The sequence below is a fragment of the Synechococcus sp. Tobar12-5m-g genome (assembly GCF_024345415.1).
In the GTDB taxonomy this organism is placed as follows: Bacteria; Cyanobacteriota; Cyanobacteriia; order PCC-6307; family Cyanobiaceae; genus Regnicoccus.
This window is the reverse complement of record NZ_JAGQBB010000001.1, coordinates 167,959-189,032: the sequence shown is the minus strand read 5'-3', so window position 1 is coordinate 189,032 and position 21,074 is coordinate 167,959. Positions and strand designations below refer to the sequence as shown.

At 67.8% G+C, this 21,074-nt stretch carries 19 protein-coding genes and 1 riboswitch; of the genes, 11 read left to right on the top strand and 8 right to left on the bottom strand.

Features of this window, described 5'->3' with window-relative positions; genetic code table 11:
• Positions 1–21: 21 nt before the first annotated feature.
• A riboswitch (guanidine-I (ykkC/yxkD leader) is annotated at positions 22–139 on the top strand.
• Positions 140–164: 25 nt separating this feature from the next.
• From speB to KBY66_RS00835, 8 genes are all read left to right on the top strand, one after another.
• The gene (gene speB, locus KBY66_RS00870) at positions 165–1,370 is read left to right on the top strand and encodes an agmatinase (RefSeq protein WP_255087188.1); all 1,206 of its coding nucleotides are present in this window, start codon (positions 165–167) and stop codon (positions 1,368–1,370) included.
• 3 nt (positions 1,371–1,373) lie between these two features.
• Complete coding sequence (locus tag KBY66_RS00865; protein WP_255087187.1) at positions 1,374–1,805, top strand: hydrogenase maturation nickel metallochaperone HypA; 432 nt, start codon at positions 1,374–1,376, stop codon at positions 1,803–1,805.
• A 4-nt stretch (positions 1,806–1,809) separates the two neighbouring features.
• On the top strand, positions 1,810–2,574 hold the full coding sequence (gene hypB / locus KBY66_RS00860; RefSeq protein WP_255087186.1) for a hydrogenase nickel incorporation protein HypB: 765 nt from the start codon (positions 1,810–1,812) through the stop codon (positions 2,572–2,574).
• A gap of 20 nt (positions 2,575–2,594) precedes the next feature.
• The gene (gene glnT / locus KBY66_RS00855) at positions 2,595–3,977 is read left to right on the top strand and encodes a type III glutamate--ammonia ligase (protein ID WP_399224618.1); all 1,383 of its coding nucleotides are present in this window, start codon (positions 2,595–2,597) and stop codon (positions 3,975–3,977) included.
• 63 nt (positions 3,978–4,040) lie between these two features.
• Complete coding sequence (locus KBY66_RS00850) at positions 4,041–5,057, top strand: ABC transporter substrate-binding protein (protein WP_255087184.1); 1,017 nt, start codon at positions 4,041–4,043, stop codon at positions 5,055–5,057.
• 71 nt (positions 5,058–5,128) lie between these two features.
• Positions 5,129–5,875, top strand: coding sequence for an ABC transporter permease (locus KBY66_RS00845; RefSeq protein ID WP_255087404.1), 747 nt, complete (start codon positions 5,129–5,131; stop codon positions 5,873–5,875).
• A gap of 16 nt (positions 5,876–5,891) precedes the next feature.
• Positions 5,892–6,662: an ABC transporter ATP-binding protein gene (locus KBY66_RS00840; protein ID WP_255087183.1), complete on the top strand. Its 771-nt coding sequence runs from the start codon at positions 5,892–5,894 to the stop codon at positions 6,660–6,662.
• A gap of 45 nt (positions 6,663–6,707) precedes the next feature.
• Entirely contained in the window at positions 6,708–7,886 is a 1,179-nt protein-coding gene (locus tag KBY66_RS00835) for an aromatic ring-hydroxylating oxygenase subunit alpha (RefSeq protein ID WP_255087182.1), read from the top strand.
• Here KBY66_RS00835 and KBY66_RS00830 read toward each other — a convergent pair.
• Complete coding sequence (locus KBY66_RS00830) at positions 7,832–8,014, bottom strand: hypothetical protein (RefSeq protein ID WP_255087181.1); 183 nt, start codon at positions 8,012–8,014, stop codon at positions 7,832–7,834. The genes KBY66_RS00835 and KBY66_RS00830 overlap by 55 nt on opposite strands.
• Before the next feature lie 187 nt (positions 8,015–8,201).
• Between KBY66_RS00830 and mgtA the strand changes: the two genes are divergently transcribed.
• Both mgtA and KBY66_RS00820 read left to right on the top strand, forming a co-directional pair.
• Positions 8,202–10,748, top strand: a complete 2,547-nt coding sequence (gene mgtA, locus KBY66_RS00825) for a magnesium-translocating P-type ATPase (RefSeq protein ID WP_255087180.1) — start codon at positions 8,202–8,204, stop codon at positions 10,746–10,748.
• Positions 10,745–12,703 carry an ABC transporter ATP-binding protein/permease gene (locus KBY66_RS00820; RefSeq protein ID WP_255087179.1) on the top strand — a complete coding sequence of 653 codons (1,959 nt, stop codon included), beginning with the start codon at positions 10,745–10,747 and terminating at the stop codon, positions 12,701–12,703. The genes mgtA and KBY66_RS00820 overlap by 4 nt, the downstream gene beginning before the upstream one ends.
• Here the strand turns inward: KBY66_RS00820 and KBY66_RS00815 are convergent.
• From KBY66_RS00815 to KBY66_RS00805, 3 genes are read right to left on the bottom strand one after another with little or no spacing between them, the layout of a single operon-like run.
• Complete coding sequence (locus KBY66_RS00815) at positions 12,700–13,158, bottom strand: AAA-associated domain-containing protein (RefSeq protein ID WP_255087178.1); 459 nt, start codon at positions 13,156–13,158, stop codon at positions 12,700–12,702. The genes KBY66_RS00820 and KBY66_RS00815 overlap by 4 nt on opposite strands.
• Positions 13,159–13,206: 48 nt before the next feature.
• Entirely contained in the window at positions 13,207–14,064 is an 858-nt protein-coding gene (locus KBY66_RS00810; protein WP_255087177.1) for a gamma-glutamylcyclotransferase, read from the bottom strand.
• Between the two features lie 3 nt (positions 14,065–14,067).
• Entirely contained in the window at positions 14,068–14,451 is a 384-nt protein-coding gene (locus KBY66_RS00805; protein WP_255087176.1) for a DCC1-like thiol-disulfide oxidoreductase family protein, read from the bottom strand.
• 322 nt (positions 14,452–14,773) lie between these two features.
• On the opposite strand from KBY66_RS00805, the gene KBY66_RS00800 reads away from it, so the two are divergent.
• Positions 14,774–15,145: an AbrB family transcriptional regulator gene (locus tag KBY66_RS00800; RefSeq protein WP_255087175.1), complete on the top strand. Its 372-nt coding sequence runs from the start codon at positions 14,774–14,776 to the stop codon at positions 15,143–15,145.
• Between the two features lie 38 nt (positions 15,146–15,183).
• Here KBY66_RS00800 and KBY66_RS00795 read toward each other — a convergent pair whose 3' ends face one another.
• Genes KBY66_RS00795 through KBY66_RS00780 form a run of 4 tightly spaced genes read right to left on the bottom strand, consistent with a single transcriptional unit; the run spans position 15,184 to position 21,071 of the window.
• Complete coding sequence (locus KBY66_RS00795) at positions 15,184–17,910, bottom strand: AAA family ATPase (RefSeq protein ID WP_255087174.1); 2,727 nt, start codon at positions 17,908–17,910, stop codon at positions 15,184–15,186.
• Between the two features lie 32 nt (positions 17,911–17,942).
• A complete protein-coding gene (locus KBY66_RS00790) occupies positions 17,943–19,130 on the bottom strand; it encodes an exonuclease SbcCD subunit D (RefSeq protein ID WP_255087173.1) in 1,188 nt (395 codons plus the stop codon).
• A 22-nt stretch (positions 19,131–19,152) separates the two neighbouring features.
• On the bottom strand, positions 19,153–20,289 hold the full coding sequence (locus KBY66_RS00785) for an NAD(P)/FAD-dependent oxidoreductase (RefSeq protein ID WP_255087403.1): 1,137 nt from the start codon (positions 20,287–20,289) through the stop codon (positions 19,153–19,155).
• Positions 20,290–20,291: 2 nt separating this feature from the next.
• Positions 20,292–21,071 (bottom strand): methyltransferase domain-containing protein, encoded by a 780-nt coding sequence (locus tag KBY66_RS00780; RefSeq protein ID WP_255087172.1) that lies wholly within the window; start codon positions 21,069–21,071, stop codon positions 20,292–20,294.
• Positions 21,072–21,074 lie beyond the last annotated feature (3 nt).

Genomic DNA, 21,074 nt, shown 5'->3' with positions numbered 1-21,074 from the left:
TCAGCTTCAAGCTCATCGAGCGGAAGCAGTTCCTAGGGTTCCGGTCTCCAATCTCGCCACGGTGAGGTTCGGGACGCCTGGTCCGAGAGGAACTCACCAGGGTCACCTGGTTGCACGGAGGGACAAAAGCCCGGGAGACCGCTTCACCCCATCCGTGCCCCTCCATGAGCGAGATTTTAGGCTCAGCCGGGACCTTCGAGCAGCCCACCCCCGGAAAGGGCGTCGGCCAGCAGGGAGCCGAAGCCCTTGAAAAGGAAGCCCGCCTGCCCCTCACCGGCTGGCAGCAGGAGGTGGAACAGGGCCTGCGCTACGGCCTTGAAGCGGCCGAGAGCATCGTCGACCGCCGCATCTCCACCTTCTCCCGCGGCGAGCTGCCCCACTACGCGGGCATCAACACGTTCATGAAGGCGCCCTACATCGAGGACGTCAACAGGGTCGGCGAGTTCGATGTGGCGATCGTGGGCATTCCCCACGATTCCGGCACCACCTACCGCCCCGGCACCCGCTTCGGCCCCCAGGGCATCCGCCGTATTTCCGCCCTCTACACGCCCTACAACTACGAGATGGGGGTGGACCTGCGCGAATCGATCAAGCTCTGCGATGTGGGCGATATCTTCACGATTCCGGCCAACAACGAGAAGAGCTTCGATCAGATTTCCAAGGGGGTGGCCCATGTGTTCGCCAGTGGCGCTTTCCCGATCCTGCTGGGGGGCGACCACTCGATCGGCTTCCCCACCGTGCGGGGCGTCTGCCGCCACCTAGGCGACAAGAAGGTGGGGATCATCCACTTCGATCGCCACGTCGACACCCAGGAGATCGACCTGGACGAGCGCATGCACACCTGCCCCTGGTTCCATGCCACCAACATGGCCAACGCCCCGGCTGAAAACCTGGTCCAACTGGGCATCGGCGGCTGGCAGGTGCCCCGCGAAGGCGTGAAGGTCTGCCGGGAGCGGGGCACCAACGTGCTCACCGTCACCGACATCTGCGACATGGGCCTGGAGGCCGCCGCCAAGTTCGCGATCGAGCGGGCCACCGACGGCACCGATTGTGTGTACATCTCCTTCGACATCGACTGCATCGACGCCGGCTTCGTGCCCGGCACCGGCTGGCCCGAACCGGGCGGCCTGCTGCCCCGCGAAGCCCTCAAGCTGCTGGAGCTGATCGTGCGCAACGTGCCGGTTTGCGGCCTTGAGGTGGTGGAGGTGTCCCCCCCCTACGACGTCAGCGACATGACCTCCTTGATGGCGACCCGGGTGATCTGCGATGTGATGGCCCATCTGGTGGTCAGCGGCCAGCTGCCCCGCAAGGCGAAACCGCCCTGGCTCCATGAGGCTTGCAACATGGCCGTCGATCAGAAGTGGCGGTGAGCCATGCATGAAGTCGACATGACCAGGTGCCTGCTGCTCTCCCTCAATGAATGGAAAGGACAGCATCGGCCCCAGGAACCTGAGGTGAGAGTGGTGCACCTGCAAGTGGGCACCTTCACTTGTGTGGAGCCCGAAGCGCTGGTGTTCACCTACGGCACCGGAGTGCGGGGCAGCTGGCTGGAGGGGTCGGAACTGCGGATCGAATCGATCCCGCTGCGGGCCCGCTGCCTGCGCTGCGAAGCGATCTACGACCCCGACCAGGGGAACGCCTACCGCTCCCCCTGCTGCGATCACCCGATGGAGGAGATCGTCTCCGGACGTGAGCTGCGGATCCGCTCGATCGACTACCAGCTCCACGACGCAACCTCGCCTGAGGCGCCCCAGGCCGCGGCCCTCATCGCAGTCCCTACCCCAGCCCTGTCCTCAGCGCCCTGATCCCATGCACATGCCCCTCAGCGACACGCTCGGAATCAACCTGCTGGCCGCCAACCAGCACCGGGCCGAGCACAACCGCGAGCACTTCGATGCCTGGCGCCTGCTCTGCCTGAACGTGATGAGCAGCCCCGGCGCCGGCAAGACCTCCCTGCTGGAGCGCACGATCACCGCCCTTGCCCCCCAGTTGGAGATGGCCGTGCTCGAGGGCGACATGACCACCCATCTGGACGCCCAGCGCTTGGAGGCGGTGGGGGTGCCGGTGGTGCCGATCACCACCGGCCGCGCCTGCCACCTGGATGCCTCGATGGTGAGCGGTGGCCTCAAGCTGCTCCAGCAGCGCCTCGATCCGGCCTCGCTGGATCTGCTCTGGGTGGAAAACGTGGGCAACCTGGTCTGCCCGGCCGAGTTCGAGGTGGGTGAGCACCTCAAGGTGGCCCTGCTCAGCGTCACCGAGGGCGAGGACAAGCCGCTCAAGTACCCGGTGATGTTTCGCGAGGCGGACTGCGTGCTGATCACCAAGATCGATCTGCTCCCTTACCTTCCCGTGCAGGTGGAACGCTTCGTGGAGCACGTGCAACAGGTGAATCCCCGGGCCCAGGTGTTCCTGCTCTCCGCCAGCAGCGGTGAGGGCCTTGGCGCCTGGCACCAGTGGCTGCTGGAGCAGGTGGCGGCAGTGCGCACCGCCAGCGAACCAGCCTCTGAACCAACCACTGAACCAACGACGCAAGCCATCAACGACATCCCCTTCCCCGCCCTGGTGACCCGATGAGCTTGTCCATCTCCGATCCCATGGCCGCCCACCCAACGGCCAGCACTCCAGTGACGGGCAGCAGCGGCGCGACCGATCTCAAGGCCCAGCTGGCCGCCAAGGGTGTGCGCTACGCCCTCGCCTCCTTCGTCGACCTGCACGGCGTCAGCAAGGCCAAGGCCGTACCCCTCGCCCACCTGGGCCAGATGCTGCGCGGCTCCGAGTTGTTCACGGGCGCCGCCCTCGATGGCGTCCCCCAGGAGGTGAGCGACGACGAGGTGGCCGCCGTGCCCGACCCCGCCAGCGCCACGGTGCTGCCCTGGAAGCCGGATGTGGCCTGGCTGGCCAGCAACCTCCAGCTCAACGGCGCCCCGTTCGAGGCCTGCAGCCGCAACATCTTGAACCGCGTCCGCGCCCAGGCCGCCGCCATGGGTTACCGCTTCAACCTGGGGATCGAAACCGAGTTCTTCGTGCTGCGCCAGGGCCCCGATGGCCAGCTCGCGCCCTACAGCGAGCGTGATGTGCTCGACAAGCCCGCCTATGACGTGGTGGGGCTGCTCGACAACCTGGAGTGGCTCGATGAACTGTTGAGCGCCATGAATGGCCTCGGCTGGGGAGTTTACTCCTTCGATCACGAGGACGGCCCCGGCCAGTTCGAGATCGACTTCGACTACGCCGACGTGCTCACCATGGCCGACCGGCTCACCTTCTTCCGGCTGATGGCCAAGGAGATCGTGCGCCCCCATGGGCTGGTGGCCTCGTTCATGCCCAAGCCCTTCAGCGACCGCACCGGCAGTGGCGCCCACTACAACATGTCCCTGGCGGACCTGGGCAGCGGCGCCAACCTGTTCGTCTGCCCCTCCGGCGCGCCAGCCAGCGTCAGCGATCTGGCCAAGTCGTTCATCGCGGGAGTGCTCCGCCATGCCCCGGCGATCTGCGCCGTGATCGCCCCCACGGTCAACAGCTACAAGCGGCTGGTGGCCCAGGGCTCGATGAGCGGCTTCACCTGGGCGCCGGTGTTCATCTGCTACGGCAACAACAACCGCACCAACATGCTGCGTATCCCTTCCCCGGGCGGTCGGGTGGAATGCCGCGCCGCCGACAGTGCCGCCAATCCCTACCTGGGGGGAGCGATGATCCTGGCGGCAGGCCTGGAAGGCATCCGCGAAGGGCTCGATCCAGGCCCCGCCAACCTGGTGAACGCCTACACCCTCAGCCCTGAGCAATTAGCCGAGCGTGGCATTGCCATGCTCCCGCGCACCCTCGGTGAGGCGATTGAGGCCTTTGCTGCCGATTCACTCTCGAGAAGCGTATTCGGTGATGCCATGTTCGAGTCCTTCGTCGCCTACAAACGCGGGGAATGGGAGTCGTACCACGGCGCCGTTTCCGAATGGGAACGCAAGCGCTATCTCGAATTCTTTTAGCCCACACCACATCGGCCCAGCACTGTTCATCGCCCATCACTACCCCCTCATCCCCTTATCAACATGAAGCGCTTCCCACTCTGCCGTCGCTCCTCCCGCAACCGCCTAGTTGCCTCAGCTGTGGCGGCCGCCCTCTCCGCCGGCCTGCTGGTGGGTTGCCAGAAACCCGTCAGCCAGGACACCCCCATCAAGATTGGCTACAGCGCCTGGCCCGGCTGGTTCCCCTGGAAGGTCACCGAAGACAAGAAACTCTTCGAGGCCCAGGGTGTGCCCGTGGCGATGCAGTGGTTCGACGGCTACCTCGATTCGATCAACGCCCTCAACGCCGGCCAGCTCGACTGCAACAGCCAAACGCTGAACGACACGATCAGCTCGATCGCCGGTGGCGCCGACCTGCAGGTTGTGCTCCAGAACGACTTCTCCACCGGCAACGACCAGATCATCGCCGCCAAGGAGATCACCTCCGTGGCCGGCCTCAAGGGCAAGAAGGTGGCCGCTGAGGAAGGCACCGTCGACCACTTCCTGCTGCTCAAAGTGCTCAAGGACGGTGGCCTTTCCGCCAAAGACATCACCTTCGTTCCCTTGGAAACCGGCGCCGCTGCCGCCGCCTTCGCCGCCGGCAAGATCGATGCGGCCGGCGTCTACGCCCCCTTCACCACCCAGGCGCTCAAGCGCCCCGGCAGCAAGGCGCTCAGCACCTCCAAGGACCATCCCGGCGCGATCAGCGACCTGCTGGTTTGCCGCACGGAGTTCGTCGCCAAGAACCCCGAGAAGATCCAGAAGATCGTCGATGCCTGGTTCGCCACCCTCAAGACCATCAAGGACGACCCAGCCGGCACCCTGCCGATTCTTGTTGAACGCTCCGGCGTGAGCGAAGCCGAATTCAAGGCCTACGACGCCGGCACCACGATCCAGACCCTCGAGGAGAACCGCACCAACTTCAAACCCGGCACCACCATGACGCACCTGCCCTATGCGGCTGAGCAGATCAGTGCCTTCCTGGTGGAAACGGGTCTGGCCAAGACCAAGCCCGAGCTGGGCAAACTGCTCAACTCCACCTTCGTGGACGCCGCCAAGTGAGCTCCACGTCAACAACAGCTGGCAAGGCCCGATCGGCCAACGCTCTCGACGCCGCAGCATGGCGCCGCTGGCTGGGCCACCCCTGGTCGCTCGGGCTGATCGGCATCCTTGCCGTCCTGCTGGTCTGGCAGCTGATCGCCGGCAGCGGCCTGGTGGACAAGCTCTTCCTGCCCAGCCCCGAGGCTGTCTGGAAGGCGGGCAGCGAACAGTACGCCCGCGGCATCCTGATCAAGGACCTGCTGGCCAGTGTGGGCCGGGTGGGGGCGGGCTTCGCCCTCTCGGCTCTGGTGTCGCTGCCGATCGGCATCGCCATGGGCTGCAGCCGCGTGATCTGTCAGCTGCTGGAGCCGTTGATGGGCCTGATCCGCTACATGCCCGCTCCCGCCTTCATCCCCCTGCTGATCATCTACTTCGGCCTCGGGGAAGAGCCCAAGATCCTGTTGATCTTCATCGGCACCGTGTTCTTCAACACCTTGATGATCATGGATTCGGTGAAGTTCGTGCCCTCCGAACTCCGCGAAACCGCCCTCACGCTCGGGGGCCACGGCTTCCAGATCGTCACGAAGGTGGTGGCGCCCTTCATCGCTCCCCAGGTGATCGATGCCTATCGCATCAACATGGCCTCGGCCTGGAATCTGGTGATCGTGGCGGAGCTGGTGGCTGCCAACGAGGGTCTGGGCAAACGCATTTCCCTGGCCCAGCGCTTCCTGCGCACCGATGAGATCTTCGTTGGCCTGATCGTGATCGGGCTGATCGGCCTGGCGATCGATCTGGGCTTCCGGCTGCTGATGCGCCGCGCCTGCTCCTGGGCCAACTGACACCGCCACTTCACCCATGCACCTCTCGGTATCCGGCGTCAGCAAGACCTTCGGCCATGGCCCCAGGGCCAAGCTGGTGCTCGACGACATCAATCTTGAGCTCGACTCGGGCGAGTTCGTGGCCCTGGTGGGCAGTTCGGGCTCGGGCAAGTCCACGGTGATGCGGCTGGTGGCTGGCCTGGAGCGCTCCAGCACGGGCTCGATCACCGTCGATGGCAGGCCCGTCAGGGGCCCGGGCTCCGATCGCGGCATGGTGTTCCAGAAATACAGCCTCTACCCCTGGCTGAGCGCCGCCGAGAACGTGGCCTTCGGCATGCAACTCCAGGGCCGTCCCAAGCGGGAGGTGAACGAGCGCACCGCCTACTTCCTGGAGGTGGTGGGGCTGTCGGATGCCGGGCGGCGTCTGCCGCGGGAGCTCTCCGGCGGCATGCAGCAGCGCGTGGCGATCGCCAGAGCCCTGGCGGCCGATCCGAAGGTGCTGCTGCTGGATGAGCCCTTCGGCGCCCTGGATCTGCAGATCCGTGAGTCGATGCAGGAGTTCCTTTACCAGCTCTGGGAGCGCACCGGCCTGACGGCGCTGCTCATCACCCACGACGTCGAGGAGGCGCTGCTGCTGGCCCAACGCGTGCACATCATGGCGCCGCGGCCTGGACGGATCATTCGCACCGTCGCCGCCCAGCTCGATCGCTCGAACCTGGCCCACCTGCGCGTGTCAAGGCCATTCCTGGAGTTGCGGGAGGAGCTGGCGGGCTGCCTGCGCAGCCTCGATGCCGGTGTACCGGCTTAAGTCCCCAGGCTGAGCAGCCCATCTGAGCCTCCAAGCCAAAGCGCCATGAGCACTTCCCTGGCCACGCCCCCCCCGGCTGCCCCCTTTCTTGGCGCCGAGCTGTATGTCTCCCCCCGGGTTGCCCAGTGGGAGCGGGATGTCTACGCGCGGCAGTTCTGGCATCCGCTGGCGCTGCTGACGGAGCTTCCCGAGGGGGCGGCGCTCAGCCGCGCGCTGCTGGGGGTGGAGTTGCTGCTCACCCATCCGCCCGGTGCCGGGCCGCGGGTCTTCCTGAACCAGTGCCCCCACCGGGGCGTGGCCCTGCTGGCGCCGGGGAGCGCCCGGAACCCCTGCCGCAAGCTGATCTGCCCCTACCACGGCTGGACCTACGCCCCGGATGGCCGTCTGCTGGCGGCCGCCCGTGAGGGGGAGTTCTGTGCGCCTTTCGAACGCCGCCACTGGGACCTGAGCCCGATCGAGATCGCGGAGGGCGGGCCCTTCCTCTGGGTGCGCCTGCCGGCGCGGGGCGCTGAGACCGTCGCCGCTGATCTGGGTCCATCCCTTGCCGAACAACTGGATCTCCTGAGGGAGCAGGGGGGCTGGAGTGTCGGCGCCCCTGGAGCACCGCCTGATCCGGGCGCGGCGGCGGTGCTCTGGGGCCGCCGCCAGCTCAGCCTGGCCTGCAACTGGAAGGTCGCCCACGACAACACCCTCGACGACTACCACGTCGCCATTGCCCATCCCACCACCCTGCACCGCATCCAGGGCCCCGTGAGCGCCTACCGGCATGGGTTCGGGCGCTGGTGCAACCTGCTGGCCACCCCGCTCACCCCTCCGGCAGCCGGCGACGAACGACCCGCGGGGGACTTTCTCACCTTCTCGGTGCCCCCCTGGAACCACGTTCTGCTCTGGCCCGATGGCACCACGGCCCTGCTCGGCTTCCATCCGGAAGGGCTGGATCGCTGCCGGATGGAGCTGACCCTGGCTGGCTCGACGCCACCACTGGCCGGGGCCGAGTCCCAGCTGGAGGAGATGACAGCGTTCCTCGAAGAGGACCGCGCCCTGGTGGAATCGGCCCAACGGGCCTATGGGAGCGAGGGGTTCAGGCCCGGCCCGGCCCATCGGCTGGAACGTCGGATCCTGCACCACCAGGCGTTCTACCGGGAGGCCCTGGGGCGATCAGGCCTGGATCAGCCTGCCGCCAACGAGGCCGGCTCCAGCAGCTCGGGTCTGATGTCGAGATAGGCGGCTTCCCTGAACAGGGCCAGCTTCGCCTCGGCGTCACCGTGGGCCACGGCGGCGGCGTAGCGCAGCTGCAAGGAGTTGATTAGCGAAGCCTGACGGGCAGCTGAGTTGGAGGGAGCTTTGGCCATGGCAGAACGAGCATCAGCTCAGAAATTCCGTATCAACCATAACAGTTCTGTCCAGGGTCTGCATCGGTCGTCGGCCTTTTCAGCCCGTGGGAAAGACCGCCCAGCAGCTGCTTCATCCCCGAGTGGTTTGCTGGCCTGAAGCGTGTCCTGGGGGAGGATCGTGGCCTGGTGGAGGCCACCCCGCACCGTGAAGCCCGGAAATACCCCCACACCGTTCTGGAGCCAGCCGCTCGAGCTGCTGCTGGCGGACCTGGCCACGGGGCCCCGGGGGCTCACGGCACTGGAGGCCTCTCGACGGCTCAGGGCCGGGGGGCCGAATCTGCTGGCCCCCCCGCAAAGGGGGGGCGCCGCCCTGCTGCTGCTGCGGCAGTTCGTCAGTCCGATCATCCTGATCCTGGCGGCGGCGGCAGCGCTCTCCTTCCTGCTGGATTCCCCCACCGACGGTCTGATCATCCTGGTGATCGTGCTGATCAGCGGCCTGCTCGGTTTCTGGCAGGAGCAGGGGGCGGCCCGGGCGGTGCAGACCTTGCTCCAGACCGTGGAAACCACCACCTGCGTGCGTCGCGACGGGGCCGAGCAGCGCATCCCCGCGGCCGACCTGGTGCCCGGAGACCTGCTGGTGCTCTCGGCCGGGGCCGGCATCCCCGCCGATTGCCGCCTGATCGAGGAGCGTGATCTCAGCCTTGACGAGGCCAGCCTCACCGGTGAGAGTTTTCCGGTCAGCAAGCATCCTGGCGAGGCGGCGGCGGCGGCGTCCCCGGCGGAGCGGGGAAACGTGCTGTTCTTTGGCACCCATGTGGTGAGTGGCACCGGTACGGCGGTGGTGGTGCACACCGGTGCCGATACGGCCTACGGCTCGATCGCCGCCCGTCTGCGCCTGCGCAGCCCGGAAACGGAGTTCGAGCGGGGCGTGCGGCAGTTCGGCACTCTGCTGCTGGAGGTGACGCTGGTGATGATGTTCGTCATCTTTGCCCTCAACGTCTACCTGCAACGACCGGTCGTCGACTCCTTCCTGTTTGCCCTGGCCCTGGGGGTGGGGCTGACGCCCCAGCTGCTGCCGGCGATCATCAGCGTCAACCTGGCCCAGGGGGCGCGGCGCATGGCCAAGCAGCGGGTGATCGTGAAGCGGCTTGCCGCGATCGAGAACTTCGGCAGCATGTCGATCCTCTGCTCCGACAAGACCGGCACCCTCACGGAGGGCTGTGCCCGGGTTCAATGCTGCAGCGGCATCGATGGTGAGCCCAGCGCGCGGGTTCAGCTGCATGCGGTCGTGAACGCCTCCTTTCAGTCCGGCTTTGCCAATCCAATCGACACCGCGATTGTTGGTGATGGCAGCACCGACCTCTCCGCCTGGAGCAAGCTCGACGAGATTCCCTTCGACTTCAGCCGCAAGCGCCAGAGCATCCTGGCCCGCCATTCAGGCCACTCCATCCTGATCACCAAGGGGGCCCTCACCAAGGTGTTGGAAGTGTGCGATCGGGCCGAGCTGGCCGATGGCTCCACCGTTCCGATGGCGGCGGCGGAGCCGGAGATCCTTCGCCGCTACGGCGAAACCAGCGCCGAGGGATACCGGCTGCTCGGGGTGGCAGTGCGCCGCTGGGAGGACGCCGCTCCGGAGGATCCGGTGGTCGTTGACCGGCAGGCGGAAACGGGCATGACCTTCCTCGGCCTGGTGGCCCTCAGCGATCCGCTCAAGCCCGGCATCCACCAGACGGTGGTCGAACTGGAGCGGATGGGGGTGCGGCTCAAGCTGATCACCGGCGACAACGCCCTGGTGGCGGCCCGGATCGGCCGTGAAGCCGGGCTGCGCAACCCGGAGGTGCTCACGGGCCTCGAGCTTCACCAGTTGAACGAGGCGGCCCTGTCGGTGCGGGCCCAGGAGGTGGATGTGTTCGCCGAGATCGAGCCGAACCAGAAGGAGCGGCTGATCCGTGCCCTGCGCCGCGCCGGCCCTGTGGTGGGCTACATGGGGGATGGCATCAACGACGCGCCGGCCCTGCACGCCGCCGATGTGAGCCTGTCGGTGCAGGGGGCGGTGGACGTGGCCCGGGAGGCTGCCGACATCGTGCTGCTGGAGGCCGATCTGGCCGTGCTCCAAGCCGGCATCCGTGAGGGGCGGCGCACCTTTGCCAACACGCTCAAGTACGTGTTCATGGCCACCAGCGCCAACTTCGGCAACATGTTCTCCATGGCTGGAGCGTCGCTGCTGCTTCCGTTCCTGCCGCTGCTTCCCAAGCAGATCCTGCTCACCAACCTGCTCACCGACCTGCCGGAGATGACGATCGCCAGCGACCGGGTCGATCCCGACTGGATCGATCGACCGCGCCGCTGGAGCATTCCCTTCATCAAACGGTTCATGCTCACCTTCGGGCTGGTGAGTTCGGTCTTCGACTACCTCACCTTCGCCGTGCTGCTCTGGGTGCTGAAGGCGGATGCGGCCCAGTTCCGCACCGGCTGGTTCATGGAGTCGGTGATCTCGGCGGCCTCGATCGTGCTGGTGATCCGCACCCGGGGCCTCTTGCTGCGCAGCCGGCCTTCCCGCTCGCTGGTGGCCGCCACCATGGTGGTGGTGCTGCTGACCTTGCTGATGCCCTATTCGCCGTTGGCGGCTCCCTTCGGCTTCGTTCCCCTGCCCCCGAGTTTCCTGGCCCTGCTGGCCCTGATCCTGCTTGCCTATGTGCTTTCGGCTGAGACGGCGAAGGGCTGGTTCTACCGGCGTTCGCTCAACGCATGAGGCCTTCGCTCCAGACCTTCGCCGGCGAGTTCCGCCAGCTCGCTTTCGCTTTTCTGCTGCCGGCCGGGCAGCGCCGCCCGCTGCTGGCCTTCGCCGCCCTGCTCACGGCGGCGGCCCTGGCTCTGGGGGTGTCGGCCCTGGTGATCGGCAGCTCGGCCCAGCTGCTGGCGTGGGCCCTGGGCCCTGAGCGGCTCGATCTGGCCTTCCCCTACCTGCGGGCGGCCTTGACGCTCTCCCTCCCCCAGCCCAACGGAGTGCTCGCCCTGGCCCTGGCCGCGGCGGGGTTGCTGGCGGCCCTGGCTCTGCTGCGACCCCTGAGCCGTGCCCTGCGCCGCCGCTGGTTGGCCCTGAGTGGGCTGCTGCTGGTGCTGGTGGTGGCCACGGCGGTGGATGTGGCCTTTACCGAGGGCAACGGGGCGGTGATGGAGGCCCTGAACGTGCGCAGCGCCATGCGCTTCTGGGGCACGGCGGCAGGACTGACGGCGGTCTACCTGATCACCCTGCCGATTCAGTACCTCAACGGCTACGGCCAGCAGCGTTTCGCCCTTGTCTGGCGCAACAGCGCCACCACCGAGCTGGCCCAGGCCTACATGGAGGGCCACAACTACTACCGCCTGGAGGCCGCGCCGATCGGCGGTGGCGGTGGCAGTGACGGTGGCATCGACAACCCTGACCAGCGCATCGCCGAGGACATCGAGCGGGCGGTGGTCAGCTCCACGGAGCTGTTCTTTGGTTTCTGCACCTCGCTGCTGTCGCTGGCGGCCTATGTGCTGGTGCTGTTCCAGATCAGCGGAGCCCTGGTGGCGACGCTGCTGATCGCCACCGTTGCGGGCAATGGCGTGATCGTGCAGCTGGTGCGGCGGCTGGCCAGCCTGGGCTTCAGGCAGCAGTCGCTCGAAGCGGATTTTCGCTTTGCCCTGATGCACGTGCGCAGCCATGCCGAGAGCATCGCCTTCCTGCGCGGTGAGGGCCGAGAGAGCCGGGGTCTGGGAAGGCGCTTCAGCCGGCTGCTGCAGAACCTGGAGCGGTTGATCCGCTGGCGGGCCTTCGTGGAGCAGGGAACCGGCCTCTATGGCTTCCTGATGCAGTTCGTTCCCTACCTGGTGCTCTCCACCGCCTACTTCAGCGGCAAAGTCACCCTCGGTCAGCTCACGGTGGGCAGCATCGCTTTCAGCCAGGTGCAGGTGGCCCTGTCGTTTCTGATCGTGCGCGCCGACGACTTCTCCAGCCTGTTTGCCAGCCTGCATCGCGTCGGTGAACTGCGCACCGCCCTCACCGCTCCAGGGGCGCAGAAGGGAGGGGATGGCTCCGACGGGCACTCCGCCGGCACGGAGCTGCTGCTGCGTCAGCTCACCGTGGCCGATCCCGGCGGTGGGGCGCCCCTGATTGATCGCCTCGATCTGCGGGTGGGCCCCGGCGAGCGGCTGCTGATCACCGGGCCCAGCGGCTGTGGCAAGACCAGTCTGCTGCGGGTGCTCTGCGGCCTCGTCCCGGCCGCCGGCGGCAGCCTGCGCACGCCCGAATGGATGGTGCTGCCCCAGATGCCCTACATGACCCTGGGCAGCCTACGGGACCAGCTGATCTACACCCTGCCCCTGAAGGCGCCCGAGCTCCGTGACGCCGAGTTGCGCCAGGTGCTGGAGCGGGTGTGCCTGGGGCCCCTGGCCGAGCGCTACCGGGATCTCGATGGGGTCGAAGACTGGGCTCGGCTGCTCTCCGGCGGCGAGCAGCAACGGCTCGGCTTCGCCCGGCTGCTGCTGGCCCGCACCCCCTTCGCGGTGCTGGATGAAGCCACCAGTGCCCTGGACCTCGACAGCGAGCGGATCCTCTACGGCGAACTGGAGCGCTCGGGCATGGCCGTGATCAGCGTGGGTCACCGGCCCAGCCTGCGGCCCTTTCATCAACGGCTCCTGCAGCTGGATGGCCGCGGGGGCTGGCGGATTGAGCCGGCTTAGCTTTCGCGCGGCTCGGCGGCCGCCCGTTTGAAGCGATCCTGCTCTCGGTTGTAGCGGAACAGGCCACAGCTGCGGGTCCAGCTGATGAAGGTGTCGAAGACCACCTCGGCCTCCTGGTCGGTGAACTGCTCGTTGAGGCGGTCCAGCACGGTGTCGCCGTCCACCTCCCCCCGGGGGCTGGCGTCGAGGGCCTCCTGCAGCTGCCGCACCATGGGCACCCGGGCCAGCAACTGCGTGCGCAACAGCTGCTGTTGCTCCTCCTCGTCGGCGTCCTGGAGGCGCTGTCCCGCTTCGGTGAGCTCCAGCTGGGCGTTGTCCACCTCCATCAGCCCCAGCAGCTCGCCGGCATCGATGATCGGCAGCTCCAGGGAAAGGCCCAGCAGCAGGGCCAGATCCACAAGGAAGGCGCGGCTGGGCTGGGCGGCCAGAGCGGATCGGAGGACGGCCGGTTCCATGGGTCTGACCCGATGCCAGCACTATCCCCCCGTTGCCCGGCTTGGACCTCAAGGCGGGTCCGCGGCACCCCGGTGGCCCAGTTCCCCTGCCAGTTTCTGCCGCCAGCTCTGTGGGAGGGGCCAGTGGGCCAGACCCCGCAGGAGGCGGCCGGCATAGTCGGCGCTGGCGACGAGGCCCTCGGCACTCCAGGCAGATGTCGGTTCATAGGTCGAGGCCCGGAAGCACTCGCCCGCCCGAGACGTGACCGACACGATCCGGTGGCGGTAGTGGCCGTTGGCCACCCCCTCGCAGTTGTCCAGAGTCAGCCGGTCGGCTGGGGCGAGGTGGTGCACCACGCCCCAGCAATGGGCGGCGGGATCAGGGCGTATGCCTGCTGCCCCTTCCCCATCACGGCCGGCCCGCACCTTGCAGATCGCCCAGCGCCACCCGTCCAGACGCACCACCAGACCACTGCCATCCCACCCCGGGCAGCGCCGCCCCAGCTGCTCCGGGCAGAGGTTGGAGCCGTAGCTGAACACCGGCGTGGTGCCCCAGTCACCGAAGGGCACCAGGGGCAGGCCCCTCACCTGCTCGGGGCGCCCCAGATAGACCCAGGCGGTGTCGCCATCGGTGAGGCGAACCCTGCTGCGCTCGTAGTCGTGGGGGACATCCTCCAGCCGATCCAGGCGGGCCAGGCCGTGATCATCCACCCCGTACAACTCGCCATGCAGGAAGGCGGTTGGATCCAACGGAGCGGCCGCCGCTGCCTCGGCCCGAACGGCTTGCGGGTAGGCCCCCAGATCATGCAGATGAGCACCGGCCAGGCGTCGACGCCCCAGGCAGGTGGCGCCCGTGAGCCAGTGGTGATTGCTTTCGCCGCGTTTGAGCGTGCCATACACGAAGACCCGCTGCCTTGAGGCATCCATCGTTCAGGGCCGCAGACCCTGGAGGGCCAGGGCAAGGCGGCGGGCCACCAGCAGCAGCGGATAAAGCCGGCGGCTGCGGCCGCTGTCAGCGAACAGCCCAGTCACCAGGCGCAGCAGGGGATCACTGGGTCGCATCTGCTCGCACAGCCGGTTCACAGCATCGGCGCCGTGCCAGATCCGCTCACCCTCGATCAAGATGGCCCCATCGGCCAGATTGAACCCCTGTCCGGAGAGCCTCTGGCGCAGCAGGGTATCGGCGCGGCCATCAAGGATCTCCAGGTCGGGCAGGCCACCCCGCAATTCGCTGGTGGCCGCGAAGGAGCGGCAGAACGGGCATCCACCGTCATAGACGAGCTGCACGGGAACGAGGTCGTCATGGCCGTTCATTCTGGCGCCCCTGTCCGGTTGGGGCGGGGGCAAGCTGTGCTGTCCGGCCAGGAAGATGGGCTTTCAGGCGATGCGCAGCGTCTGCGGATTCAGCCGCCGATTTGAACCCCGCCCCGGGCCGCTGAGAAGGGTCAGGCTCAAGCAGTCTGGAGAATTCGGACCTATCGGTGCCGGGATCAGCCGTTGATGCCGCTGGCCCCATGTTCCGGTGGCGTGGACCACCCTGATCGATGGGGAGTGCGCCGCGGCGTAGGTGGCTGCGGGGCTAGTCAGCAATTGCGCCGCATTGCTATGTTATGGACGAAGTTTCCCCATTGATTCCATGCTCACCGGATCTGACCTGCTTGCCAAAGTCAAAGAGTTGGGTGATGTCGGCAAATCGGAGCTGGTCAAGGCCGCCGGCTACGTGAGCACCAAGAAAGACGGCAGCGAGCGGCTCAATTTCACGGCCTTCTATGAGGCGCTCCTGGAGGCCAAAGGTGTCAGCCTTGGCCTCGGCAGCGGCAATGGGGTTGGCCACGCGGGCCGCAAACTGAGCTTTGTCACCAAGGTTCAGTTCAACGGAAACCTGCTGATCGGCAAGGCCTACACGGCTCTGCTGGGCCTGCAACCCGGCGATGAGTTCGAAATCAAGCTCGGCAAGAAGCAGATCCGCCTGATCCCAGCCGGCGGCAGCGACGATTCCGAGGATTGAGCTTTCCTTGCTCACCTCCCCTTGCTCAGCACCCTCGCCTAGTCCTGGGCGGGAGACGCAGCACCAGGAGAGGTTGGAATCTCGGCAGTTTGGACTGCTTCGAGCTGCACGGTTTCTGCACCAAGCCAGCCATAGGCCCGCGGATTGCAGGTGAACAGGATCACCTGCAATCCGCGGGCCACCGCCGTTCGCACCATGTCCTCGATCACCCTGATCCGCTCTGAATCGGAGTGGGTGAAGGCGTCATCGAACAGAAGTGGCAAGCAGCCCCCATGGGCAGCCTTGAGCACATCCGCCATCGAGAGACGCAGGGCCAGGCCCAGCTGTTCCTTCATGCCGCCGCTCAGTTCGCCAAAGCCGTAGAACTCCCGGCCCCGGCGCAGTTGCAGACCACAGAATCCGTTGGCCCGGTCGTAATGCATCCGGCAGGACTGCCCTCCGCCAAGCAGCGGCTGGAGATAATCGCTGATCGCGCCCGCCAGCGGTTCGCTATAGCGCGTTGAGAGATCGGACTGGGCCTCGTTGAACAGCTGCTTCAGCAACTGGATTGCCTCGCTGCGGCTCTGGAGGGCGTCATGGGCCGCCTTGGCCAACTCCAGCACCGCCTCCCCATGCTCCAGCGCCGCATGGGGATCGTCGCTGCTGATCGTGTCGCAGCGCTGACGGGCTGCCCCTCGGCGGCTGATCAGCCCCTGACAGTCCAGCTCAAGCCTCTGGATCTGCTCCGCCAGGTCTTGGAGCTGGGCGTCGATCGGGCCGTCCGAAAGGGGAGCCAGCTGCCGCTCGAGCGCCTCCACAGCGGCGGAACAGCGCTGCCAGCGCTGGTGCAGCCCCTCCAGGCTGGTGGCCAGGAACTGGGGATCGCCGTGGGCCTCACGCAGGACCCGCTGCCGTTCCCCTTTGCCGCGGAGTTCGGCCTCGAGGGCGGCCACGGCCTGGGCCTGCCTGGCCGCGCTGTCCCTGGCGATGGTGAGTTCAGCGCCGGCGCTCCGGAGTTGCTGATCGGCGGCCAGCACCGCGATGTTGAGCCCTGCCAGGTTCTGCCGTAACTGGCTGCGCAATGGATCCAGGGCTTGCGGGTCGTCCAGTCCTTCGCCTGGTTCGCTGGCCTCCACCATGGCCAGCTCGGCTTCGATCGCGCTGAGCGTGGCGACGCAGTCGTCGAGCTGGCGCCCCAGGGCGAGGCGCTCCTGGCGCCGATCGGTGGCGCGCAGGGCCAGCAGTTGTTGCTCGATCGCCTCCCGCCGCCGGGCCTGGGCTTCGGCCTCTGCCACGCTCTCCACGCCGAGAAAGGCATAGCCCTTGGCGAGGCGAGCCGTGGCCTCCGCCAAAGCGGCGCGGCAATCGGCGAGGGCCTCGCCGCCCCCGGGGCTGATCCGCACGGCCACGCCCGCCCCCACCCGCAGCTCAACGACGGCCCCGAGCTGGCGCTCCTCCCCGGGCTGGAGCGGTTCGCCATCCAGCCACACCGGCTGATCGGCCCGGACCAGCTCCACCCCCGTGGCCAGGGCCTGCTGGCGGATGCCGGCCTCCCGCTGGGCCGCCTCCAGCTCCCGCAGGCGTTGCACATGGGCGGCATTGGCGATCGGCAGGTCCTGGTGGCGACGCTCCAGCTCCGCCAGGGCAGCGGCCTGGGCTTCAATCTCCGCGAGGGCCGCTGCGGCCCGGTCGCGGTCGGTGCGGCAGCGGGCCCTGGTGATCAGCCGTTGCAGCTGCTGGTCCCGGCGCTCCAACACCTGACGCTGGCTCTCCAGCGCCTCCCGATTCGCTTGCTGCGCCGCCAGCTCCGTGGCCGCCGCCGTGATCGTGGCCTCGGCGGCGGCCTGGCTTCGCAGCGTTGCCTGGAGGCGCTCCGAGCCGGAGGCGATCGCTCCGTTCAGCTCGCACAGTTCCTTCTGGGCAGCCTCGAGGGCCTGGAGTTCCAGGCTCAGCGGCTTGCGTTCGCTCGCCTGGAGAGCCAGGGCTCGCAGCAGGTCCTGGCGCGATTTCAGGGCTGGCAGCTCGATGGTCTGAAGCCGCTCGAGCCGCTCGGCCAGCTCGACGAGTTCCTCGTTGGCGGCGTCGTAGTCCGCCAGCCGATCTGCGGCCAGCAGCCGCTGGCGCTGGGCCTGCTCCAGGGTCTGACGGGCGTTCCAGAGCTCGGAGTTGCGCCGCAGGTCGCCCCGTTTGCCGGTGAAGGTGGTTTCAAGTTCCGCATCGATCCGGGCGACCACGGCCTGATCGAGGGCGGATTGCAGGGCCGCCCCACCGCCCCGCTCCAGCAAGGAGAGCAGCACCGGCAGCTCGTAACTGGCGCCGCCGCGGCCCAGCAGGTCGTCACCGGAGCGGCCCTGCATCACCCAGAGGTGGGCCCAGCGGCTGGGCAAGACCGACTGCGCCTGCTTGCTTCCCAGGCTCTCGCTGAAGCCCAGAAGCTGGGCGAGGCGCTCCTCGGCGGCGGGGCCGGAAAGCTGAACGCCACCAGCGGGGCTGAGGCTGATCGTGCCACTGGCACCACTGAACCGCTTCAGCACGGTCCAGCGTTCGCCGCCGGCCTCGAAGCCGATCTCCACTTCAGGATGGCCGGCATGGAGCCGGGAGCGCAGGGCCTGAACCGGTTCTCCGCTGGCGGTGGCCTTCAGGAACAGGGCGCGGTGCAGGGCTTCCACCAGGGTGCTCTTGCCCGTTTCGTTCGGTCCGCCGACCAGGGTGATGCCCGGGCCGAAGGTCACGCTCAGCTCGGCGTGGACGCGCACGTTGCGCAGGCGGCAGTGGATCAGGCGCATCAGCTAAGGGGCATCAGCTCAGGGGCATTGGCTCAGGGGCGTGTGGCGAAACCGAACAGCTCGCCGAGGGCCAGGCGGGTGAGGCGGGCTGAAGCCTCGTCGCCGGCCTGTTCCTGTTGATCGAGCCGCCGCTGCAGCTGGGCTGCCACCCCCGCGATCAGGGGGTCCCCCGGGCGCTCCACCAGCTGGGCCAGCTCCTCGGCCCGGGGTGCGGTGTCGCAGTGGCCCTTGCGCTTGAGGCGCAGCAACTGATCCTCAAGCCCCGCCATCAGGGCCTGGTAGCGCTGGTGGGCGCCGAGGCTGAGCTGGCCGCTCACCTCGAGTTGGAGCAGGTCCTGGGACACCCGCCCGCCGATCAGGCGCTCCAGCTCGATCGCGAGTCGCTCCAGATCGTCGTCGGAGTGGAAGCGAACGCTGCGCTGGTGCCAGCCCAGCCGGCCGGTGGGGATGGCCTCCACCAGCGGCGGGGCGCCCCGTTCCAGCTCCACCTGGAGCACCTGGCCCCGCTGGTTGCCCTCGCCCTGGTCGAAGCGATCCGGTTCGGGTGTGCCGGGGTACCAGGCCTTGGCAGACACCGCCTTGAGGTTGTGCCAATCGCCGAGGGCGATGTAGTCGATTTCCAGATCGGGCAGGCGGGCCAGATCCAGCTTGTTGTGGGCGCCGCCCCGTGCCTCGCCGTCGGCGTCGTAGTCGCGGGCACCAAATCCCTGGATGCCGCCATGGGCGAGCACGAGGCGCGGCCGGTCCGCCGGCAGGGCCGACCAGTCAAGGCTGGCGATCCAGGCGGTCGGATCGGCGCTGTCGGCCTGGCGCAACAGCGGGCAGGGCAAGATCACGAGCTCCTCCCGCACCCAGGGAGCGCGGTGGAGCAGCAGCTGCAGGTTGGGGGCGCGGCGGGCCTGCTCTCGCTGGAAGTCATCGCGATGCCACACCGTGCCGGGGGCGCCATGGTCGTGGTTGCCGGGGATCACCAGCACCGGCACCGCCATGGCGCCGATCGCTTCAAGCACCTCGAGCACGGCGGTCGGGGCCACGGTGGGGGAGTCGAACAGGTCGCCGGCCACCAGCACCAGACGGGCTTGCCGCTGCCGCACCACCGCGGCGATCCGCTCGATGGCCCGGAGCCGTTCCTCCTGGAGCAGGAACCGTTTGCGTGGATCGGCGACCTTGCCGTAGGGCTTGCCGATCTGCCAGTCGGCCGTGTGGATCAGGCGAAGCATGGGGCGCCGGGTTCTGGGGCCATCATCGGGCCCGCTCGGCCCCCCGGGTGGCGCGAATCAAGGCATCACCGAGGGCTGGGCGGCTCCCGCAAAGCCCCACCGCCAGCCGCGCGACCGCGGGATGGAGGAGACCCTGCTGCAGGCAGCGGCCCAGCTGCAGCCGCCTTCGGAAGGCCCGGTTCCAGCCCTGACGGTAGCGGCCTTTCACGAGCTTCGGCTCGATGTGGCCCCCCAGAAAGGCCAGGGCAATCGGCAGGGCCAGGTCGGCGGACCCCAGGGCCATCGCCATGCCATCGCCACAGAGGGGGGCGATCATGCCGGCCGTGTCGCCGATCATCCAGAGGTCGTCGTCGAAGGTGCCCTTCAAGGCGAAGCTGATCTGCCCCAGGGCCTGCGAGGCTCCGGCCACGGGGGTCATGGCCTCCAAACGGCTGGCCAGAGAGGAGTTGCGGCGCAGCACGGCCCTGGAGAAGGGCTCCGTTGGGGGCAGCCCCGCGGCAGCGGATCGCATCAGGCCCCCATGGCCGATCCAGCAGACGTTGATCACGCCCGCTTCGATCTCTGAAAGCCCGCAGTAGCCGCCGGGAAAGGCATGGAGCTCCACCGTTTCCGCCAGGCTGAGGCCCGTGTAGTGCCCCTTCACCGCCACGAACGGATTGGGACGGGCCGCGAACCGGCGGCCCCGCTGCCGATCCAGCCGTGAGCACTTGCCGTAGGCCCCGAATGCCAGCCGCGCCCGGTGGAACCCTGCGGCCGTGGACACCGTGAAACCCTCGGCCAGGTTGCCATCGATCGCTGTGACGGGCGTGCGGTCGAGGCAGGTGGCCCCCACCTCCAGGGCCCGCTGCCAGAGGATCCGATCCAACGCATAGCGGCTGAGCCCCAGCGCCGTCCCCGGCAGGTGGGTGCGGAACGATTCCCCCGTGCAGGTGGTGAGGCTGGCCCGGCGAATCGGCACCGCACCGGCGGCCTGAACCGCTTCAAGGATGCCGAGGCGCTCGAAGATCGCCGTCACCTCTGTGGAGAGGAATTCACCGCAGAGTTTGTGGGTGGGATAGCGCTGTTGTTCCAGCAGCAGCACCCGCTGGCCCTGCTGGGCCAGCTGGATGGCCAGGCCGCAACCGGCCAGGCCGGCCCCGATGATGATCGCGTCGTGCATGGTCAAGCGAGGGCGTTCATCGCGGGGTGCTCCACAGCCAGGTTGGTCAACAGCCAACGAAACGCCCAGCACCACTGAATCGAGACCTCCCGCAGCCCGGCGTCCGCCGCGATGCTCCGGAGTTCCTGGGCCTGAAAGCCCCGCAACACAGAAAGGGGACCATCGTTCTGCATCATTTCCGAGGCCCTCAGCAGGCGGGTCAGCCCGGCGATGCCGTAGTAGGCGAGCGGATGGCGCTGCAGGTCGTTGATGATGATTCCCCGGCGGGAGATGCGCTGCATCGCTTGCACCACCGTCACCGCTTTTTGGTGAGCGAAATGGTGCAGGAACATCGAGGCGATCACCACATCGAAGGAGCCATCGCCGTAGGGCAGGGCCAGCGCATCGGCCACCTGAACGTCGATGGCCCCCTGCAACTCCTCCGGCAGCCGTTGTGCCAGCGACCGGCGGGCGTGGGCCACGGTGGCCGGGTTGGCATCGACGGCCACCACTTTGATGGCACAAGGTGGTGATTGGCTGGCAGCCCAGCGCACCAGGTATTCCGGGAAATCGGCGATGCCGGTTCCCAGATCAAGAATGCGAATCGGCTCGTTGTGGCGTTCCAGCAGCAGGGGCCTCAACGCTTTCATCGGCGCGCTGTAGCCACCGAGAACCTGGTTCACCACCCGCAGCTGTTCCAGGGCGCCGGTGAGCCGCTGATCGGTGATGGAGAAATCGTCCATCAGCTCGTCCTCTTCGCTGCGCGACTGGAAGGAGGGAAACAGCCTGAGCTTCACGTCCATGGG

What these genes read in the sequence shown, in the direction of transcription:
- KBY66_RS00835 (WP_255087182.1), top strand. Translation starts at nt 6,708, where the DNA reads ATGAGCACTTCCCTGGCCACGCCCCCCCCGGCTGCCCCCTTTCTTGGC.
- KBY66_RS00810 (WP_255087177.1), bottom strand. Translation starts at nt 14,064, where the DNA reads ATGGATGCCTCAAGGCAGCGGGTCTTCGTGTATGGCACGCTCAAACGC.
- KBY66_RS00790 (WP_255087173.1), bottom strand. Translation starts at nt 19,130, where the DNA reads ATGCTTCGCCTGATCCACACGGCCGACTGGCAGATCGGCAAGCCCTAC.
- KBY66_RS00780 (WP_255087172.1), bottom strand. Translation starts at nt 21,071, where the DNA reads ATGGACGTGAAGCTCAGGCTGTTTCCCTCCTTCCAGTCGCGCAGCGAA.
- speB (WP_255087188.1), top strand. Translation starts at nt 165, where the DNA reads ATGAGCGAGATTTTAGGCTCAGCCGGGACCTTCGAGCAGCCCACCCCC.
- KBY66_RS00785 (WP_255087403.1), bottom strand. Translation starts at nt 20,289, where the DNA reads ATGCACGACGCGATCATCATCGGGGCCGGCCTGGCCGGTTGCGGCCTG.
- KBY66_RS00830 (WP_255087181.1), bottom strand. Translation starts at nt 8,014, where the DNA reads ATGGCCAAAGCTCCCTCCAACTCAGCTGCCCGTCAGGCTTCGCTAATC.
- KBY66_RS00805 (WP_255087176.1), bottom strand. Translation starts at nt 14,451, where the DNA reads ATGAACGGCCATGACGACCTCGTTCCCGTGCAGCTCGTCTATGACGGT.
- KBY66_RS00840 (WP_255087183.1), top strand. Translation starts at nt 5,892, where the DNA reads ATGCACCTCTCGGTATCCGGCGTCAGCAAGACCTTCGGCCATGGCCCC.
- KBY66_RS00820 (WP_255087179.1), top strand. Translation starts at nt 10,745, where the DNA reads ATGAGGCCTTCGCTCCAGACCTTCGCCGGCGAGTTCCGCCAGCTCGCT.
- KBY66_RS00795 (WP_255087174.1), bottom strand. Translation starts at nt 17,910, where the DNA reads ATGCGCCTGATCCACTGCCGCCTGCGCAACGTGCGCGTCCACGCCGAG.
- KBY66_RS00850 (WP_255087184.1), top strand. Translation starts at nt 4,041, where the DNA reads ATGAAGCGCTTCCCACTCTGCCGTCGCTCCTCCCGCAACCGCCTAGTT.
- KBY66_RS00815 (WP_255087178.1), bottom strand. Translation starts at nt 13,158, where the DNA reads ATGGAACCGGCCGTCCTCCGATCCGCTCTGGCCGCCCAGCCCAGCCGC.
- hypB (WP_255087186.1), top strand. Translation starts at nt 1,810, where the DNA reads ATGCACATGCCCCTCAGCGACACGCTCGGAATCAACCTGCTGGCCGCC.
- KBY66_RS00865 (WP_255087187.1), top strand. Translation starts at nt 1,374, where the DNA reads ATGCATGAAGTCGACATGACCAGGTGCCTGCTGCTCTCCCTCAATGAA.
- KBY66_RS00800 (WP_255087175.1), top strand. Translation starts at nt 14,774, where the DNA reads ATGCTCACCGGATCTGACCTGCTTGCCAAAGTCAAAGAGTTGGGTGAT.
- glnT (WP_399224618.1), top strand. Translation starts at nt 2,595, where the DNA reads ATGGCCGCCCACCCAACGGCCAGCACTCCAGTGACGGGCAGCAGCGGC.